The organism is Ruegeria sp. AM9, assembly GCF_056540565.1.
The window spans coordinates 20,669-37,217 of the sequence record NZ_JBQFWY010000009.1; the positions used below are offsets into that span (position 1 = coordinate 20,669).

The following is a 16,549-nucleotide window of genomic DNA, read 5'->3' on the forward strand; positions in this document are numbered from 1 at the left end:
AGGGTGTCAATGTCCACCAGCCAACGCGCGCATAGGGCGAGTGGGGGAAGTCACGTCACTCACCTTCGGCGTGAACCGGCATTGTCACTACGGTCTTACCCAAAGCAGAGCGGCTTGTCATATGCGACAGCGCCTCGGATGCGCGGTCCAGCGAATACCGTGCGTTGATCTTTGGTTTGATTTTTCCTTCGCTGTATAACTGGAACAAATCCCTCACATTTTCCGAATGCCCGACGGGATCACGCATCACCGAAGCGCCCCAGAACACGCCCATGATCTGACAGCCTTTGAGCAACGGCAGGTTCAATGGAATTTTGGGGATGCCCGCCGGAAAACCGACCACCAGAAAGCGGCCGTTCCACGCCATGCTGCGCAGTGCGGGTTCGGCATAGTCTCCACCCACCGCGTCATAGACGACATTTACTCCCAAAGGCGCAGACAAATCCTTGATTTCACTGGTGAACCTCTTCTGCGAGTCCCGATCCATGTCATGCGCATACAAAACCGTTTCATCCGCGCCCAGACTTCGGCAGAAATCCGCTTTGTCTTGCGAGGATACGGCGGCAATCACCCGCGCGCCCATGGCCTTGCCCAACTCGATCGCAGCAGACCCGACACCGCCCGCGGCACCAAGCACCAGCAGCGTCTCACCGGGCTGCAAATCAGCCCGATCCTTCAACGCGTGATAAGAGGTGCCATAGGTGAAAATGAAACAGGCCGCATCCTCGAACGGCATCGTGTCGGGGAACCTGGTCGCGGTGGCCGACGGGATGCACAGATGCGTGGCGAACCCACCGTGGCCGGTCAGCGCCAGTACCCGGTCGCCGATTTCAAAGCCGCTGACGCCTTCACCGATGGCCAGCACTTCACCTGCGATTTCACCGCCGGGCGCAAAGGGGCGGGGCGGTCTGATCTGGTAACGGTCCTGAATGATCAGCGTGTCCGGGAAATTGACGCCCGCTGCCCTGATTCCGATCAACAGCTCGCCCCTTGCCGGTGATGGATCGGGGAGGGTGGTCAGTTCCAGTGTTTCCGGCCCGCCCGGCGCGACGCTGAGTAAAGCTTGCATATCAGACCCGTTATCCTTGTTATTCAGTAGATAAGAGCTTTGGCGCAGCAACAGGTCTTGTCAAGAAACCTCCTGTTTCGCTCATCGACGTCCATTCCGGGGAAGCACCCGGCACAGAACAACAGGAGCAGACCATGACCCCCGAAACGCTTTTCTCTTTGCAAGGCAAGACTGCGCTTGTCACCGGTGGCGCCACCGGGATTGGGCGAATGGCGGCCGAGGCGCTGGTGCGGGCCGGGGCGCGCGTCCTGATCGCTTCGCGCAAGACCGAGGCCTGCGAAGCCGTCGCGGCAGAGCTGAATGCGCTGGACGTCCCCGGTCAGGCCGAAGGCTTCGGCGGCGACGTTGCCACCAAGGAAGGGGTCGAAGCGCTTGCGTCCGAAGTCAGGAACCGCACAGATCGCCTTGATATCCTTATGAATAACGCAGGCATAAGCTGGGGCGCGCCGATGGGTCAATTTCCCCATGAAGCCTGGGAAAAGATCATGTCGGTCAATGTCGCGGGCCTGTTCGACCTGACCCAAAAGCTGTTGCCTGTGTTGATGGCATCCGGTTCTGCCGACGATCCGGCACGGGTGATCAACGTTGGCTCGGTCATGGGCGAGGTGCCGATGGGTGACGGCGCCTACAGCTATTCGGCGTCGAAGGCGGCTGTCCTGCACCTGACAAAGATCATGGCCAAGGAATTCTCACCCTACCACATCACGGTCAACGCGCTGGCGCCTGGGCCTTTTGTTTCACGCATGACGGCCTTTGCCACGGGCGACGAAGCGACACGGGCAAAAGTTGGCAAATCCGTCCCTTTGGGGCGCGTTGGGCGCGATGAGGACATTGCTGGCTGTATGCTGTTTCTGTGCGGGCGCGGAGGGAGTTACGTGACCGGCGCGGTGATCCCGGTATCTGGCGGCATAAATGTGGTGACGGCCGGAAACATCTTTGCCGAAGCCTTTTAAGCTGTGATCCGGAGGAGCAGGATGAGTAGCACACAATTGGACATCGCAGCCGTCGACGCCTATCTCAACGCCCATCTTCCGGGGTATCGAGGCCCGCTAGAGGCAACCAAGTTTGCGGTTGGCCAGTCTAACCCGACCTTTCTTCTGCAAACCCCTGAGAAGACGTATGTTTTACGCCGCAGACCCTCTGGGATATTGTTGAAATCCGCGCACGCGGTGGACCGGGAATTCCGCGTGCAGTCCGCTCTGACCGACAGCGTGGTGCCGGTCCCCCGGATGTATCTGCTGTGTCAGGATGACAGCGTCATCGGCTCGGATTTCTACGTCATGGAACATCTTGACGGGCGCATATTTCTGGATCCCACCATGAGCGGCGAAAGCAACGATACCCGCAGCGCCGTTCTGGATGAAATGAACAGGGTTCTGGCCGCGCTGCACATGGTTGATATCGAATCCGCCGGGCTGTCCGATTACGGACCGCCCGGAAATTACTTCGAACGGCAGATTGCGCGCTGGACCAAACAGTACCGCGCCTCTGAGACCGCGGAAATTCCCGAGATGGACGCCCTGATTGAAGCTCTGGAACATGCCATTCCAAAGGATGACGGGCAAAGGACGCTGGTGCATGGCGACTACCGCATCGACAATCTGATGTTCGAGAAACACGGTACCCGGTGCATCGGTGTGCTGGATTGGGAACTGTCGACCATCGGGCACCCCTATGCGGATCTGGCGGCTGTAATAATGCAATGGCGGATGCCACCCGGTACCGAGGGCCGGGGGCTGGCAGGTATCGACCGTGACAGCTTGGGGCTGCCGTCCGATCAGGCTTTTATCGACCGGTATTGCCAACGTCGCGGCCTGTCCGGCATCGACAATTTCGGCTTCTATCTGGCGTTCAATTTCTTCCGCATGGCGGGAATTCTGCAGGGTGTCTACAAACGCGCGCAGGATGGCAACGCATCGGATCCGAAGCGCGCCGTGGTTCTGGGCTCGTATGTCCCGATGTTCGCGCAGCATGGATTGGCCGCACTAAAGGCCTAGGCCCCCTTTGAAAGCTCCAGTTCCAGATTTCCAAGGCTGTTCTTGCCAAAGAACATCTCGGACCCTGCAAAAAGGCTTGGCACGCCAAAGACACCACGCTTTACGGTGGCTTTGGTTTGCTCCTTGAGCTGCTGCTTAACCTCGACACTGGTCATCGCCTCGCGGAGCTTGCGTACAGGCAATTCGTTCTCGTGCAGGATTTCGGTGAGAACGCCGATCTCGTCGACCTTTTGACCATGCACCCAGATGGCATCAAATATGGCATCTATGTATTTGGATTCCCACGATTTCCCGGACGCAAACACCGCGCCACGCATGGGAAATTTGGTATTGACCGGAAAGTGCGGACTCATGTGAAAACTTATGCCCCGGGCACGCGCAAACCGGTGCAGATCATGGGTCAGGTATGCCGTTTTCTGACGGTTTTCCGAGAACGCCTTAAAAGGGTTTTGGTTGTTGGTGGCCTTGAACACTGCAGTCAGCAGAACAGGAACATGTTTTACCCTGACGCGATGTTTATCAGCCAGAGCGGGCAGGGCCTTGTACGCGAGAAAAGCATTCGGGCTGCAGAAATCGTACACAAATTCAATATCTTGTGTCATATTTCTCCTCCGATAGGGTAGGTGGTGAAATGTCTCCAACTCGTGACAGCGAATCCTCTACCCACTCAGTGTAGCAGCCCGCTGGGTCAAACGTACCGTTCTGGTCGATTTCCCTGTCAATTCAGCGTGTAAGGCCGCAAGATCGCGGCAATGAGACGGAAGGCAGGTTGCAGATGACAGCGTTCGATCCCAGGCGCCTGACCCGTATCACCGACTGGATGCAACGCTATGTCGATGAACGGAAATACGCGGGCAGTTCTTTGCTGGTAAAACACAAAGGGGCCGAGGTGTTTTTCAACGCCTGCGGTCAAAGGAGCGTCGAAAACGGTCTGCCGTTTCAGCGCGACACGATCGTACGCATCTATTCGATGACCAAGCCGGTGACCACTGTCGCACTGATGATGCTGGCCGAGCGCGGGTTGTTTCATCTGGACGCTCAACTATCGGATTTCCTTCCGGAATTTCGTAACATGCAAGCTTTGATTCCGGGTGCTGAACGGCTGGACCAGACCGAGGACGCGCCGACACCGACGCTGCATCAATTGCTGACCCACACAAGCGGCCTCAGCTACCCGTTCAACCCCGGAGTGCTGCCCAAGGCGATGGATGAACAGGACCTGATGTTCAAGCCAGATCAAGGCCTTCTGGCGGATCGTGTGGCCGATCTGGCCGCTTTTCCATTGGCGTTTCAGCCGGGAACCCGCTGGGAATACTCTGTCGGCACAGATGTTCTGGGGCGCGTGATCGAAGTGGTTTCGGGTCAGCCGCTGGATCAGTTCTTTGCGCAGGAGATCTTTGAACCGCTGGGCATGCAGGATACAGGATTCCAGGTGCCGCCGGGGGCAGGGGATCGGTTTGCCTCGCTCTATACCCCTTTGGCCGGAGACGCGATGGCGCTGAACTCAGCCGAAACCGGCAGTGAGAGCCTTCGGCTTGTCGATCAGGCCGGAGAATCTCCGTTTGAACACACCACAACCTTTTCAGGGGGCGGCGGTCTGGTCGGCACAATCGACGACTATTCCCGTTTTACCGAAATGCTGCGGAACCGGGGGCAGGGTATCGGACACCGTCCATTGGGATCGAAAACGGTAGATTACATGCTGCGCAATCACTTACCGGGCGATATAGCCTCGATGGGACCACAGAGCTTTGCCGAGCAACCCATGGAAGGCACCGGTTTTGGCCTTGGTGGCGCAGTGGTGCTGAACCCCGGCAGGACCCGTGTGCCGGGCTCGGTTGGTGATTTCAGCTGGGGCGGCATGGCGTCCACCTTTTTCTGGATCGACCGGGTAAACGATCTGACGACCGTCTTCTTCACGCAGCTTTCACCGTCCAGTTCATACCCGTCGCGGGCTGAGTTAAAGGCGCTTGTCCTCGGGGCAATGATTGAATGACCTTTCCGGCGCTGATACCCAAGCCCGGGACGACAAACCGGAGACCTTAGCATGACCGAAGCAGAACGTATCCTCTTGGACCTTTTGAACATCGAAAGGCTTGAGGTCGACCTGTTTCGCGGCACGGGTTCCGGCGGCGAGACTCCGACCCGTATATTTGGTGGTCAGGTTATTGCGCAGGCTCTGGCGGCCGCGTACCGAACCGTAGATGATCGTCTGTGCCATTCTCTACACGCCTATTTCATTCGCGCCGGAGACCCATCCATTCCCGTTATTTATCAAGTTGATAGAGCGCGGGACGGAGGCTCGATGACCACACGGCGCGTTGTCGCAGTTCAAAACGGCAAGCAAATCCTCAACATGTCGACCTCTTTCCATGTTCAGGATGAAGGCTGGGACCATCAACATGCCATGGCGCCGACCGAGGCCCCGGAAAGCTACCCGGAACGATCGGAGTTGCGGCAGCGATACGTCGATCTGGTTCCCGAGAAACTACGCGGCGAGCTGTTGCGCGAGCGGCCAATCCAGGCGCGTGAAGTGAACCACCAGAATCCCTTTAGCCCCGAAAAATCTGACGATCACAATCAGATCTGGTTCCGCATGGACGCCGCTGCGGATGCCGATCCGGTAACTCAGCATCTTCTTTTGGCTTACGCGTCAGACATGTACCTGATGACATCAGGATTGCGGCCGCATGGGCTGAGTTTGTTCAGTAGTGAGGTCAATTTTGCCAGCCTGGATCACGCTTTGTGGTTTCACGCGCCGGTTCGCTTTGAAAACTGGCATCTTTACGCGATGGAGTCGCCATGGAGCGGGCAGGGACGCAACTTCAACCGCGGCTCGATTTACGCGCAGGACGGCACCCTGATCGCCTCGGTCGCACAGGAAGGCCTGATGCGTAAAGCGCGCAAAAAGCCTTAGCTGCCTTTGATAAACAGCTGATTTAACTTACGCATCCCGCCTAGCCAACGATCATAATCCCCAGCTTTGTTGCGGATGTAATCCAAAACCTGAGGATGCGGCAGCACCAGAAACTGCTCGGAACGGATGGCTTCGACACAGGCCCGCGCCACGTCTTCAGGTTCCAACATTCCATCAATCGACGCGACAGAAACTTCGTGTCCGCGTGTCATCACGGACCGAACGGCCTGCGGACACAGGACCGACACACGCAGACCTTTGTGTCCGTAGGTCAAAGACAGCCACTCGGCAAAGCCAACGGCCGCGTGTTTCGTCACGCCATACGGCGCAGCGCCTGGCTGGTTCAGCAATCCCGCAGCCGAAGCCGTGATCATGATATAGCCGCTGCCACGCGCCATCATCCGCGGCACCAAGTGGCGCGCGGCCCAGACATGGGACATCACATTGATCTTCCAGATCCGGTCCCAATCCTCGTCAGGAACCTCTGGGCCGCCAAGGGTGAGAATACCAGCGTTCGCGCAGAACAGATCAATCGGACCAATCGTATCCTCGACGGTTTCGATCAACGTTTTGATGTCAACTTCGCGCGAAACATCGCAAACCAGCGCGTGACCACCAATGTCCTTGGCCACGCTCTGAACACCGTCTTCGTCAATATCCGCGCAAATGACATTGGCACCATCACGGGCGAACCGTTCAGCCAGACCTTTGCCGATGCCCTGAGCGGCTCCGGTAACAACCACAGTTTTTCCGCTCAGTTCCATGTCTCAATCCCGAATGCTGGTTCGGGTTCATACGGTAACTTGTTTGATTTGTTGTGCAATCTGGTATTTGGTGTCAACTGATTTTAACCATAATACCAATTATACGCGTTTCTCCTGTAGGTCCGGTCTGCTGTGTCATTGTGGTAAGCCTTTGGTAGCCTGTCCGCAAATTTCCCGTCAAGCGTGAATTCGCCTAGACACAAAAAAAGCCGGAACGCGAATTCCGGCCCTTTGGTTCTTTGTGTGTGATTACAGCGCCTTAACCGACGCTGCACATGGACGAATACAAGTCTGGTGCGATGTTGGCGAGAATAACCCCAAATCCGGTGAAAATTGCGGGCGTTGCCAGACGTCCGGCGATTGCAGTTGCTACGTTCATTGTGTTCCGTACTCCTGTGTAAAGACTGCGTTTTCCAGCCTTCCTATTCTATGCCCGTGATCCTCATGACCTCGGGTCACACCGCCAAGCCGGAAGAATATCCCGGTCAGCAATCCCGTGTTTGCCACCGCTGCGGCGATCAGAACGGCGATGGCTGCGGTTTCTGTCATTTGCGCAGCACCTCCCGGTAAACGATGTATGAGCCGATAAGGACGCCTGAGACGGTCAGCAGCCGCGTGGTCGAGTCCACCGCCTTGGCAAGCGGTTCTGCGGCGTCCCCCATCTGCTCGGCAGTCTCGCCAGCCTCGTCAATCAGCACCTTGGCTCCGACGCCAGCGCCAACGGCTGCGCCGCCCGTGATCCAAACCCAAAGTGGTACGCCCAAAATCAACGGCATGTCACACCCTCCGTACTGCGGCCAGAACGGCCTCTGGTTTCACTGTGGCTTTGTTCAGCCCGTCGCGGGCGTAATAGCTCTGCCCACGGCGCACGTTGACCTTGTGGCCGGGTTGGTCCGATTGCACCGGCAGACCGGCCCAGACGCGGGCCAGACGGTCGGCAAACTTCTCGGCAGTCCAAGCGCCGCTGCGGTAGCGATCCAAGCCCGCGTCGGTCATCAGCACCACGGCCAGCTTGTCTTGGTTGGCCGGGCTGAACAGGTCCGAGGTTGTCAGGCCCGCGCGGCGGTAAATCCGGCGCAGCGTGTCTTCAAGGATCTGATAGCGGCCCGCCGCCTCGGATTGGTACTTGCGGTCGATGCTGTCCTGCCATGCCAGCACCTGACCGATGGTCATTTGCGTGATCGGCTTGGGCGGGTAGTCGGCCAGATTGATACCGCCCCAAATCTGGTCGTATCCCTTCGGCGCTTCGGCGCTGCCAATCAGGTTCAGCAGAGCGCCGACCCCTGCCCCGCCGGACGGTTTCCGGTTCGTGTTGGCCGGTTGACCTGGCTGCGGCGAATAGCTGGCCTTTGTTACGTTGCCTCGATCCACCTGGCCAGGTTCACCGCGGTTGCCAAAGTTAAACAACCTGTCCCCAAACACGGCCTGAATGCGGTCCTGAAGGCCGGGGTTTGCGGGCTTGGATTTACGGACAACGTGAAGCTGCGCGCCGGTCTGTTTGGTGGCCGGTTTGATGCTGAATGCGGCCAGCAGCAGGCCCGCCAGTCCAATGGCTTTTTTAGCTGCCATCTTACAGCCCTCCCCACGCTTCGGCCTGTTCCCAAGCCTGTTTGATCGCATCGTCGCTCAGATCGACGTCCGGCGCGATCTTCGCGGCGGCGGCGCGGAACTGCGCCACAACGGCCAAGGTGCGATCTTGGTGGAATGACCGGCGGGCGCGTTCGGCTTTCAGGGCCGCATACTGCGCCATGTCGCCGGTTGACCTGGCTGCGGCTTCCAGACCGGCCCAGACGTCGCCAAAGCCGGTCAGAGCGAGAAGAAATTCAAAGCGCGCCGGGTCCAGTTGTGCGGGCTGTTTGGGCGGTGCCACATAGGTGGCAATCCCGCCCGCAGCACGGATTTCAGCGTCCAATGCGCTGCCCGGTTCGACCGTGTAAGGTGCCCAGCCGATCCCCGGCAATTCGGCCTCAACGTCCACGCCGCCAGCATGGTTGAAAACAGGGTTCCGGTACTTCATGCGATCCTCTTAAATGCGCCGAATGTCGGCTGATTGGCCTCCGAATGGCACAGCGCCACCCACGTACCGGGCAGCGCGTTGCCCCAACTCGGCGTCGTTGTTCCCGGCCCGGTATGGAACCCGGCGCGCTGTAGCTGAGAACCGGCATAGGCGTTGCCGAATGTGGCCTGAACCAGCAGGCGCGCAAAAACGATGCTGCCCACGTCCGTGGCCCCGAGTTTCGCCATAGCCGTGCCTACGGGGACAGGTCCGAGGCCGCTCATGACGAGTACCGTGTTGCCACGCCCCGTACGGTCGCGTCTGCGCCGCTATCGTTGCGGACATAAATCGGCGCGCGCGTCCGCAAAGTGTAGGACTGCCCCGGCTGTACCGGGATGCCCTCATTCTGCACCGCCGTGGCGCTGCCGCCTACGTGGATCGGGCCGGAAGACCCTGCCCCGTTTACAATCGTGATCTCATCGCGGTACGGATCATCCGGCACGAACTCAGTCACCACGGCATTGGTGCAAACCTTGACATAGTTTTCGAACAGTTCAGGCGCGCGGGCCGTTGTTTTGACGACACCCACCGCCGAAAAGCGCAGGTCAAAGAACTCACCCCGGCCAACGTAGATATCGACCGAATTGACCGCGTTCGACGCATCCCTGATGCGCACCTGATCAAACTCTTCATCCTGAAAACTGACGGTCTGGCCAACGTCCAGCGGGATGAATGCACCATCGCCCAGGGCGATCTCTACCGGGCCGGTCGCACCCAGCAGCGACACCAGATTGCCAACATTGTGGACGGTGATTTCCTCACCTGCCCCGATGGGTGATTTGAACCGCGAATAGGTCGGTTGCTTGTTCATTTGTTGAAGGCCCTCCACGCCAGAATTCCCCCGACGATCATCATCAGGGGCACGGCGCTCTCTGCGATTTCTTTCAGGTCGGACTCTGATGCGCGCAGGCTGGATGCCTGCGCCTGTCCGAGTGCTTCGCGGGCGATCTGATCCGCCCGGAAGTTACTTTCCGCCAGCGCATCAAATGCGCCCTGCACGGTGTTCTCAGCCAGTTCCAACGCGCGTTCAGAATCGACGTTCAGCGTGGTGGACTGATTTTGCGATATGTACGAGCGACCAGTTGCAACAAGCGACCCATCATCAGCCGCGCCGCGCTGGTCGGTGTTGTAAGTCTTTGCCGACGACTTGGATGAAAACAGACCCATCAGCGCCTCCGTTTTTTCAGCAGATACAGCGCCGCCAAGCCGACCAGCAGCCAGAGCGTGACGTTACCGCCTGACGCGCTGGCGCTGTTGCCGCTGCCAATGTCCGTAAAATTGACGCTGAACGGGCTGGCCTGCGTTCCGTCACTGGATGCGGACGAGGACGGCCCGGTCAGAGAGCCGGACAGGTCGCCACCGACGAGGGAAAGAGGGTCCACCATCAGCTCACCGCGATCAGCAGGGCAACAGCACCGAGAGCCAGATACATGGGCGGAATGCTCATGCCGCCAATCTGGAAGCCTTCACCATCCGGGGGGGCATAGCTGACATCCTGCGGGCCGGGAACGTATACGCCCGTCTCAACGCTGGTGCGGTCGCGCTGTTCTTCCAGCAGCGCCTTTTCCATCTGGAAATTATTGTAGGCCGAGCCAAGCTGTCCGGCCCGTGTGACCCACTTTTCGAATTTATCTTCTGACACACGTCCGCCGCTGCCGTTCATGCGGGTTGTGTCCCATGTCCCGTCCGGGTTTTTGAATGCGTTGCTAATTCTGCTTACGAGTGACAAAGCCTGTCCTTTCGAATGTCTGTGGCCGCGCGGTCAGGAGGTCCACCGCGCGGCCTGTTGGAACCGCCCCGAGGGGTCAGGCGGTTGCCATCTGCTCGACGCTTTCAACCAGCATGTCGAAGCTTGCGGCATCCGACATGTTCAGGGTCATGCGGACGTCGCGGCCCATCACTTCGAACTCATCCTCAAGGCGGTTCGAGGAGTTCAGGTCGATCATGGTGATGCCGTTTTCGGACCGCTTTGCCAGCGCCTTAAGGAAGCCTTCGCGGACAACCTTCTTGGACGAGTGAATGATCACATCGTCCGCTTTCAGGGTCACATCGTCGATCTTGTCGGTGCCGATGAACAGCGCCTTGATGCGCTGCTGCGCACGGGTGAAGCTGTTCAGTTCGAAGTCGCCCGCGCCGGGGGCAGACCGGCGGTAGGTGGACAGGCGGTAATGCGGCCCCAGCGGCTGGTTTGCGCCGCGCACGGCGTAAAGGTCCAGACGGTTGATGGTGTGCCCGCCCGCTTTCAGATCGACGTGAATCTCGAAATTGCGGACATCAAGGGTGCCATACCCGGCCACGTCCTCGCCCGCCGCTGACCGCATATGCGGCTGCGCCAGCAGGATCGGCACAAAGTTGTTGGCAACATCGGTGTTACGGCAGGCCCAGAACTTCTGCAGTTGGGTGCCTTTGACCTCATAGCGCGGTTCACCGTTTACGCGCAGGGTGATCTTGTCCACGTAGGTGTGCACGTTGGCCGGGGTCAGGGTGACGCCATCAATGTCGAACAGCAGACCCAGCGAAAAGTAGGTATGGCTGCGGGGAATGTTCATGGTGGCCTGAGTGCCGGGAACCATGGACGACATGGAACCGATCAGTTCCGGGGTGCGGGAAAACTGGCTCATCTGTCAGTCCCCCTTATGCGCCGTAGCCAGCCGCGATATCGCGGATCACAGGCATGTTGCGGCCATACCGCAGGGCCAGACCGCCAGCGGCCAGCGCCGCAAGCGAGAAGATGAAGATACGTTGATCAGCTTTGGTCATGTTGAAGCTTTCTGTTGCAGGATTTCAGGGGGGGGTGGGTCAGATCATTGCGCCGCCGGAACCGTCGATATTCATGGTTCCATAGCCATAGGCGAACGGGCTTTTGCCCTCGTAGGTCGGCGGTGTGAAAAAGTTGATGATCGGGCGAACCGCAGCCGCTGCCCCGGCTTGCTTGCTGGGGGCCGTTTTCTGGGGTTTGGCCGGTGCGGAGGCCATGACAGCCTCCGTTGCCGCGATTGAATTGCCGTAGGGCGCGCCTGAGACAAGCTCAGGGTTGATCGTGCTGCCCCGGCCCGTGATGCGTTGCAGGATCAGCCCCGCCGCCACGGCCCCGCCAACACCGATCAGAAGTTGTTTGGTAGAGGATTTCACATTGTCACCTTCCGTTTGTGCGAAAAAAGGCCCCAGCGTCGGGGCTGAGGCCTTTTCATTGGCAGGTTCGGAGGGTGATTTCAGACTACCCGGCGTAGGGTATACCCCGGGTAGGGAATATCACTTTTTTGTGGCCCCCCGGGTAAGCTTTCCCCGGTGGTAGGCGAGATACTGGAAGTTCTCCAATTCGCGGACAGTCTGCCAGTTCTCCCCGATCAGGTCGGCGGCAACCTCGCAGGCCCCTTTCCGCATCTGCGCCAGCACACACACCGCGTCCAGCCGGTCGCGGAAGTCGATGCCGGTTTTGTTGACGCCCTGAGACACGCCGCACAGCCGAATGCCGTAGTGTCGGCCCCGGTCGCAGATTTCCACGAAATTGGGCGCGTCCTTGCCAGCGTGCAGCGGGAACGATTTCGCCATCTCTTCGACCACGAACAGGATTTTGTGCTTGTGCTTCCCGGCCCGGAAACCGGCCTGCACGTCCAAAATAGCCGCGCTGAGGGCATCAAGGGCTTTTACGGCACTCACCCCCTTGGCGGGGTGGTAACTGACCTTACAGCGCGCTTTCAGCGCCTCTTTCGCCACCGGGGCCACCTGCCCGCTCATGGACTTCCAGCCGGGGCCGTTCAGATCGAGCATGGGATCAAACGCAACTACGCGGGTCGGGCTGGTTCTGGGGTTCTTGGGGGTCGGTTTTCGTTTTGCGGTTTGCCATGTGTGATTACCATCCGTTTGTTGAGGTCGATGACTGCGCCGGTTTCCTTGAATTCGGCGATCAGTTTGTGTGATTTTTTGCGGCTCATCTTGTGCTGGCAGTTGCAGCGCGCGCCGGTTTCTTCATCGGTGTGCTGGCAGGTCATCATCAGCAGATCACCGGCCTTTGTGGCGGCGTAAAACACGACCTTCTGACAGTCGATGCAGCGCCACCGGGCAACGTGGGTTCTTGCGGGCACCCCTGCCCCGGCCTCCATCAGGCGTCTTCCAGATTATCAATCAGGAAATCGACTGAACCGTCCTCGTTTTCCACGATGCAGCGGTCGCAGACATCGGCAAGGGGTTTCAGTTTGTCCAGCTGCGTCGCCATCGTCACCAGTAGCGCGGTCATGTCCTCGGCCAGTTGCAGCGCCAGCCCCGGACGGTCAAAGGGCTTGGCATTCTTCACGTTCTCGGCGCGCTTCACCAGATCACGTGCGCGTTCGGTCAGTTTGTAATCATTCATAGGGGGGGGGCCTATATTCCGTAAGTTGATTGTCGCGGCCTTGTTTCAACCGCTGCCAAGGACCGTATCAGATCGACACCACCCCCTAATCTGGACATTTTGACTCACCTACCCTACCCGGCGTAGGCCGAAACGTCGCCTCTCGTTGACCTCAGCCGCGCGGATCGACCTACCGGGCGCGAGGTGGACGAGAGAGGCCGCGCCCCTCCCCCGCCACGCAAAAAGGGCAGAGGTTGCCCCCTGCCCCGCTGGCCCGTTCCGCCTTTGTTGCCGCCCCGTTCCGGTCTCGTTTCGAAACTCCGGACCACCTGGCCAGTAGGGCAGAGTTCAGAACCCGAAACCCAATTGCAGCTGGCCAGGTGCGGCCGGCTCGCCTCGATCCACCTGGCCAGGTCGGCCGGCGTTGCGGCGCAGCCAGCCCTTTCCGCTTCTCGACCCGGTTCCGTCGCAGTCGCCACACAACAGCGACGGATACCCGACCGGGCAACTTTCATCCTGCTCGACCTTCGTGCAATGACAATCGCCGCGATCGGTGGACCTGGCCAGCTGCACCAGCCAGCGCGCCAGCTTCTCGGGCGTATGCTCGCGCGCGGCGCGGCCCAGCTGCTCGACGCGGCGCGTCGGAATGCCAAATTCGATTTCCGGGCGCGGCATGGTCTCAAGGTCGATGCCGACCAGATACAACCACGTGTCCTTTTCCGCCGGGTGGCCAAAGTCGCACTGCCTGACAAGGATCGTCCAGCCGCCGAACTCATCCTTGCCCATCGTCGGGCGCGGCAAATCCTTCGCGCGCCACAAGGTAGACCCTGCCGGATGTTCCAGAACGCCGCCATTCCGGCGCACCACGTCCACGGCAAACTCTCCTAGCTCTTTCTCGCCCGGTTCCGGCTTGGCGAACGCCTTCAACCGGCCCCAGCTGCGGCACGGTGGATGTGCGATCACCGGCCCATCACCGCAATACCGCCTTGCGTCCCGATCCGCGTCCCATACATCGCACCCGTCCAGTTTCTTGTAGATGCTGTCCCGCCTCGCAAACAGCACTGCCACCTGATCTTGTCCCAAAATTCTCAACCCGTCCTGTTTTCTAAGCTGGCCGCGTAGCGGCCTCATTCTGCCGCCACGTTTGCGGCTTGCCACGCACGTTCGATTTCTCGCGCACGGGGGTAGCCATGCCGCTTGCACAGCACCAAGAAAGTGACCGGCTCTCCCCCTCTGTCTGTGTCGGGTATCAGGGGCGCTTTATCCCCTTCGCCGCGACCAGCGGCGGCGTCAGCCCCATCTGATAAAGATGGGTTACTGTAGTGGTGTGTGTTTTTTCCTAGGGGGTCTGGGTGTTTTTCACCCACCCCCCTGTGTGTTTTTTCCACAGGGGTAACCGGTGGCAACGCCATCTGATATCGGTTCGCGTGGCCGCTGTTGTCGGCCCATTTGACGCCCCGGCCACGGAAATCAGCATAGCGTACGATACCCGCATCCCTGAGCGCCCGAATGCACTTTCTGACGGTATCGAACGACAAGCCGCCCATGTCCGCCCCTAGGTCCCTGTGGGCGATCTCTGGCGTCGTCCCGGTGCTGAAATCAATTTTCATGAACAGGCAATACAGAATGCCCATTTCGTTGCCCTTACAGCCCGCCGCAATCGCTGCGTTGGCTGCTCGAAGCTGATAAGACTGTCCGTAGGGTCTGGGCGCGCTATTTCTGTTCATCGACCTGCCCCAAGTCCATAACAATCTGGTCGATTTCGCCGGTCTCTTTCATGCGCTCAACAAGCGTATGAACCCCGGATTTGCCCCGGTCCATGACCTTGGCAATCGTCCTTATGCTATTTCCCTTGGACAGGAGAACGCGGACCATATCTTTGTCCGCTTTGTTGAAATTTGGCCCTCTGCGCCTCATCTTAAGGTGTCCCTATTAGGGCAAACCTGACCTTGATTTGCGGACGCGCTTTAAGGTACTTTCGGGGCAAGCCTTATAGGCCAAAGCCCCTTCTGATTCGTGTCTTTGTGGTAAAAGTCCGGGGATCAGTTGGGGCTTTTTTTATGCCCAAATCCCTGTTTTACCATAAGAAACCTTATCTCACTGTAGTACCAATTACGCGAAAACCTCAATAGAACGCCTGTAGCCCAGTCTGTGCCCGCCCAAGGATCAGCGCGTGTACATCATGCGTGCCTTCATAGGTGTTCACCGTCTCGAGGTTGACCATGTGTCGAATGACCTGGAACTCCAACGAGATACCGTTACCACCGTGCATGTCCCGCGCCATCCGCGCGATATCCAGCGCCTTGCCGCAGTTGTTGCGTTTGACGATCGAGATCATTTCAGGCGCGGCTTCGGCCTCATCCATCAGACGACCGACGCGCAGGCTTGCTTGCAGTGCCAAGGCGATCTCGGTCTGCATGTCCGCCAACTTGCGTTGATACAGCTGAGTTTGCGCCAGCGGTCGATTGAACTGTTTCCGATCCAGACCGTATTGACGCGCGGCGTGCCAACAGGATTCGGCGGCCCCCATGACTCCCCAGCTGATGCCGTACCGCGCGCGGTTCAGACAGCCGAACGGTCCCTTGAGGCCCTGAACATGCGGCAGCAGAGCGCTTTCATCGACCTCAACACCATCCAGAACGATTTCACCGGTGATCGACGCGCGCAGGCTCAGTTTGTTCTGAATTTTCGGGGCGCTTAGACCTTTCAGCCCCTTGTCCAAAACGAAGCCCCGGATTTTGCCATCGTGTGCATCGGACTTTGCCCAAACCACAAACACATCAGCAATCGGCGCGTTCGAGATCCACATCTTGCTGCCGGTCAGACGATACCCACCGTCGATCTTCTCGGCCTTTGTTTTCATGCCGGCCGGGTCCGAACCCGCATCTGCCTCGGTCAGACCGAAACAGCCGATCCATTCGCCACTGGCCAGTTTTGGGAGGTATTTCCGTCGCTGGTCCTCGCTGCCATAAGCATAGATGGGATACATCACCAAAGAGCTTTGCACCGACATCATCGAGCGGTAGCCGGAATCTACACGCTCGACTTCGCGCGCGACAAGACCGTAAGAGACGTACCCTGCCCCAAGGCCACCGTATTCCTCGGGGATCGTGGTGCCCAACAGGCCCATCTCGCCCATCTCACGGAAAATCTCGGGGTCGGTTTCTTCGTTCTGGAACGCTTCGGTCACGCGCGGCTGCAGCTTTTCCTGCGCGTAAGCCTGCGCGCTGGCCGCGATCATGCGTTCGTCTTCGTTCAGCTGGTCGGACAGACGAAACGGATCATCCCATGCGAACTTGCCCATGTCGGGCGCGTCTTTGTCCCGGAGAGTTGGCTTGGTGTCAGGGGCGTTCATGATGCATCTCCGCTTAGTCAGCTTCGACGCAACCTAACCCGCCCCCGGACCAAAAGACAGT

General features: G+C 59.0%; 26 protein-coding genes. 5 read left to right on the top strand and 21 right to left on the bottom strand.

What is annotated here, in order from left to right; translation table 11 throughout:
- Positions 1-55: 55 nt before the first annotated feature.
- Positions 56-1,069, bottom strand: a complete 1,014-nt coding sequence (locus tag ACR0DO_RS14770) for an NADPH:quinone oxidoreductase family protein (RefSeq protein WP_480559808.1) — start codon at positions 1,067-1,069, stop codon at positions 56-58.
- Between the two features lie 134 nt (positions 1,070-1,203).
- Here ACR0DO_RS14770 and ACR0DO_RS14775 point away from each other — a divergent pair, with 134 nt between their 5' ends.
- The gene (locus tag ACR0DO_RS14775; RefSeq protein ID WP_480559810.1) at positions 1,204-2,022 is read left to right on the top strand and encodes an SDR family oxidoreductase; all 819 of its coding nucleotides are present in this window, start codon (positions 1,204-1,206) and stop codon (positions 2,020-2,022) included.
- A 21-nt stretch (positions 2,023-2,043) separates the two neighbouring features.
- Positions 2,044-3,066: a phosphotransferase family protein gene (locus ACR0DO_RS14780; RefSeq protein WP_480559812.1), complete on the top strand. Its 1,023-nt coding sequence runs from the start codon at positions 2,044-2,046 to the stop codon at positions 3,064-3,066.
- Here ACR0DO_RS14780 and ACR0DO_RS14785 read toward each other — a convergent pair.
- Complete coding sequence (locus ACR0DO_RS14785; RefSeq protein ID WP_480559814.1) at positions 3,063-3,668, bottom strand: DsbA family protein; 606 nt, start codon at positions 3,666-3,668, stop codon at positions 3,063-3,065. The two genes, ACR0DO_RS14780 and ACR0DO_RS14785, sit on opposite strands and share 4 nt — an antisense overlap.
- Before the next feature lie 173 nt (positions 3,669-3,841).
- Here ACR0DO_RS14785 and ACR0DO_RS14790 point away from each other — a divergent pair, with 173 nt between their 5' ends.
- Both ACR0DO_RS14790 and ACR0DO_RS14795 read left to right on the top strand, forming a co-directional pair.
- Complete coding sequence (locus tag ACR0DO_RS14790) at positions 3,842-5,062, top strand: serine hydrolase domain-containing protein (protein ID WP_480559816.1); 1,221 nt, start codon at positions 3,842-3,844, stop codon at positions 5,060-5,062.
- A 51-nt stretch (positions 5,063-5,113) separates the two neighbouring features.
- Positions 5,114-5,983 (top strand): acyl-CoA thioesterase, encoded by an 870-nt coding sequence (locus ACR0DO_RS14795; RefSeq protein ID WP_480559818.1) that lies wholly within the window; start codon positions 5,114-5,116, stop codon positions 5,981-5,983.
- Here ACR0DO_RS14795 and ACR0DO_RS14800 read toward each other — a convergent pair.
- The 14 genes from ACR0DO_RS14800 to ACR0DO_RS14865 form a co-directional block, all read right to left on the bottom strand.
- Positions 5,980-6,747 carry an SDR family oxidoreductase gene (locus ACR0DO_RS14800; protein WP_480559820.1) on the bottom strand — a complete coding sequence of 256 codons (768 nt, stop codon included), beginning with the start codon at positions 6,745-6,747 and terminating at the stop codon, positions 5,980-5,982. The genes ACR0DO_RS14795 and ACR0DO_RS14800 overlap by 4 nt on opposite strands.
- 375 nt (positions 6,748-7,122) lie before the next feature.
- Entirely contained in the window at positions 7,123-7,296 is a 174-nt protein-coding gene (locus ACR0DO_RS14805; protein ID WP_480559822.1) for a hypothetical protein, read from the bottom strand.
- The gene (locus tag ACR0DO_RS14810) at positions 7,293-7,523 is read right to left on the bottom strand and encodes a hypothetical protein (RefSeq protein WP_480559824.1); all 231 of its coding nucleotides are present in this window, start codon (positions 7,521-7,523) and stop codon (positions 7,293-7,295) included. The genes ACR0DO_RS14805 and ACR0DO_RS14810 overlap by 4 nt, the downstream gene beginning before the upstream one ends.
- A gap of 1 nt (position 7,524) precedes the next feature.
- Positions 7,525-8,316 carry a lysozyme family protein gene (locus tag ACR0DO_RS14815; protein ID WP_480559826.1) on the bottom strand — a complete coding sequence of 264 codons (792 nt, stop codon included), beginning with the start codon at positions 8,314-8,316 and terminating at the stop codon, positions 7,525-7,527.
- Position 8,317: 1 nt separating this feature from the next.
- Positions 8,318-8,764, bottom strand: coding sequence for a hypothetical protein (locus ACR0DO_RS14820; protein WP_480559828.1), 447 nt, complete (start codon positions 8,762-8,764; stop codon positions 8,318-8,320).
- Positions 8,761-9,027: a hypothetical protein gene (locus ACR0DO_RS14825; protein ID WP_480559830.1), complete on the bottom strand. Its 267-nt coding sequence runs from the start codon at positions 9,025-9,027 to the stop codon at positions 8,761-8,763. The genes ACR0DO_RS14820 and ACR0DO_RS14825 overlap by 4 nt, the downstream gene beginning before the upstream one ends.
- Positions 9,024-9,614 carry a hypothetical protein gene (locus tag ACR0DO_RS14830; protein WP_480559832.1) on the bottom strand — a complete coding sequence of 197 codons (591 nt, stop codon included), beginning with the start codon at positions 9,612-9,614 and terminating at the stop codon, positions 9,024-9,026. The genes ACR0DO_RS14825 and ACR0DO_RS14830 overlap by 4 nt, the downstream gene beginning before the upstream one ends.
- On the bottom strand, positions 9,611-9,970 hold the full coding sequence (locus tag ACR0DO_RS14835) for a hypothetical protein (protein ID WP_480559834.1): 360 nt from the start codon (positions 9,968-9,970) through the stop codon (positions 9,611-9,613). Before ACR0DO_RS14835 ends, ACR0DO_RS14830 begins: the two co-directional genes overlap by 4 nt.
- Positions 9,970-10,188: a hypothetical protein gene (locus ACR0DO_RS14840; RefSeq protein ID WP_480559836.1), complete on the bottom strand. Its 219-nt coding sequence runs from the start codon at positions 10,186-10,188 to the stop codon at positions 9,970-9,972. The genes ACR0DO_RS14835 and ACR0DO_RS14840 overlap by 1 nt, the downstream gene beginning before the upstream one ends.
- On the bottom strand, positions 10,188-10,445 hold the full coding sequence (locus ACR0DO_RS14845) for a hypothetical protein (RefSeq protein WP_480559837.1): 258 nt from the start codon (positions 10,443-10,445) through the stop codon (positions 10,188-10,190). Before ACR0DO_RS14845 ends, ACR0DO_RS14840 begins: the two co-directional genes overlap by 1 nt.
- A gap of 163 nt (positions 10,446-10,608) precedes the next feature.
- On the bottom strand, positions 10,609-11,424 hold the full coding sequence (locus ACR0DO_RS14850) for a major capsid protein P2 (RefSeq protein WP_480559839.1): 816 nt from the start codon (positions 11,422-11,424) through the stop codon (positions 10,609-10,611).
- 13 nt (positions 11,425-11,437) lie between these two features.
- Positions 11,438-11,563, bottom strand: coding sequence for a hypothetical protein (locus tag ACR0DO_RS14855; RefSeq protein WP_480559841.1), 126 nt, complete (start codon positions 11,561-11,563; stop codon positions 11,438-11,440).
- A gap of 39 nt (positions 11,564-11,602) precedes the next feature.
- Complete coding sequence (locus ACR0DO_RS14860; protein ID WP_480559842.1) at positions 11,603-11,935, bottom strand: hypothetical protein; 333 nt, start codon at positions 11,933-11,935, stop codon at positions 11,603-11,605.
- A gap of 120 nt (positions 11,936-12,055) precedes the next feature.
- A complete protein-coding gene (locus ACR0DO_RS14865; protein ID WP_480559843.1) occupies positions 12,056-12,574 on the bottom strand; it encodes a hypothetical protein in 519 nt (172 codons plus the stop codon).
- Between the two features lie 105 nt (positions 12,575-12,679).
- Between ACR0DO_RS14865 and ACR0DO_RS14870 the strand changes: the two genes are divergently transcribed.
- Positions 12,680-12,829: a hypothetical protein gene (locus ACR0DO_RS14870; RefSeq protein ID WP_480559845.1), complete on the top strand. Its 150-nt coding sequence runs from the start codon at positions 12,680-12,682 to the stop codon at positions 12,827-12,829.
- 76 nt (positions 12,830-12,905) lie between these two features.
- Here the strand turns inward: ACR0DO_RS14870 and ACR0DO_RS14875 are convergent, their stop codons facing one another.
- The 5 genes from ACR0DO_RS14875 to ACR0DO_RS14895 form a co-directional block, all read right to left on the bottom strand.
- Positions 12,906-13,154, bottom strand: a complete 249-nt coding sequence (locus tag ACR0DO_RS14875; RefSeq protein WP_480559847.1) for a hypothetical protein — start codon at positions 13,152-13,154, stop codon at positions 12,906-12,908.
- A 327-nt stretch (positions 13,155-13,481) separates the two neighbouring features.
- Positions 13,482-14,201 carry a hypothetical protein gene (locus tag ACR0DO_RS14880; protein WP_480559849.1) on the bottom strand — a complete coding sequence of 240 codons (720 nt, stop codon included), beginning with the start codon at positions 14,199-14,201 and terminating at the stop codon, positions 13,482-13,484.
- Positions 14,202-14,260: 59 nt separating this feature from the next.
- Positions 14,261-14,767 carry a hypothetical protein gene (locus ACR0DO_RS14885; RefSeq protein WP_480559851.1) on the bottom strand — a complete coding sequence of 169 codons (507 nt, stop codon included), beginning with the start codon at positions 14,765-14,767 and terminating at the stop codon, positions 14,261-14,263.
- A gap of 79 nt (positions 14,768-14,846) precedes the next feature.
- Positions 14,847-15,008: a hypothetical protein gene (locus ACR0DO_RS14890; RefSeq protein WP_480559852.1), complete on the bottom strand. Its 162-nt coding sequence runs from the start codon at positions 15,006-15,008 to the stop codon at positions 14,847-14,849.
- A gap of 250 nt (positions 15,009-15,258) precedes the next feature.
- Complete coding sequence (locus ACR0DO_RS14895) at positions 15,259-16,488, bottom strand: acyl-CoA dehydrogenase (RefSeq protein WP_480559854.1); 1,230 nt, start codon at positions 16,486-16,488, stop codon at positions 15,259-15,261.
- Between the last annotated feature and the right edge of the window lie 61 nt (positions 16,489-16,549).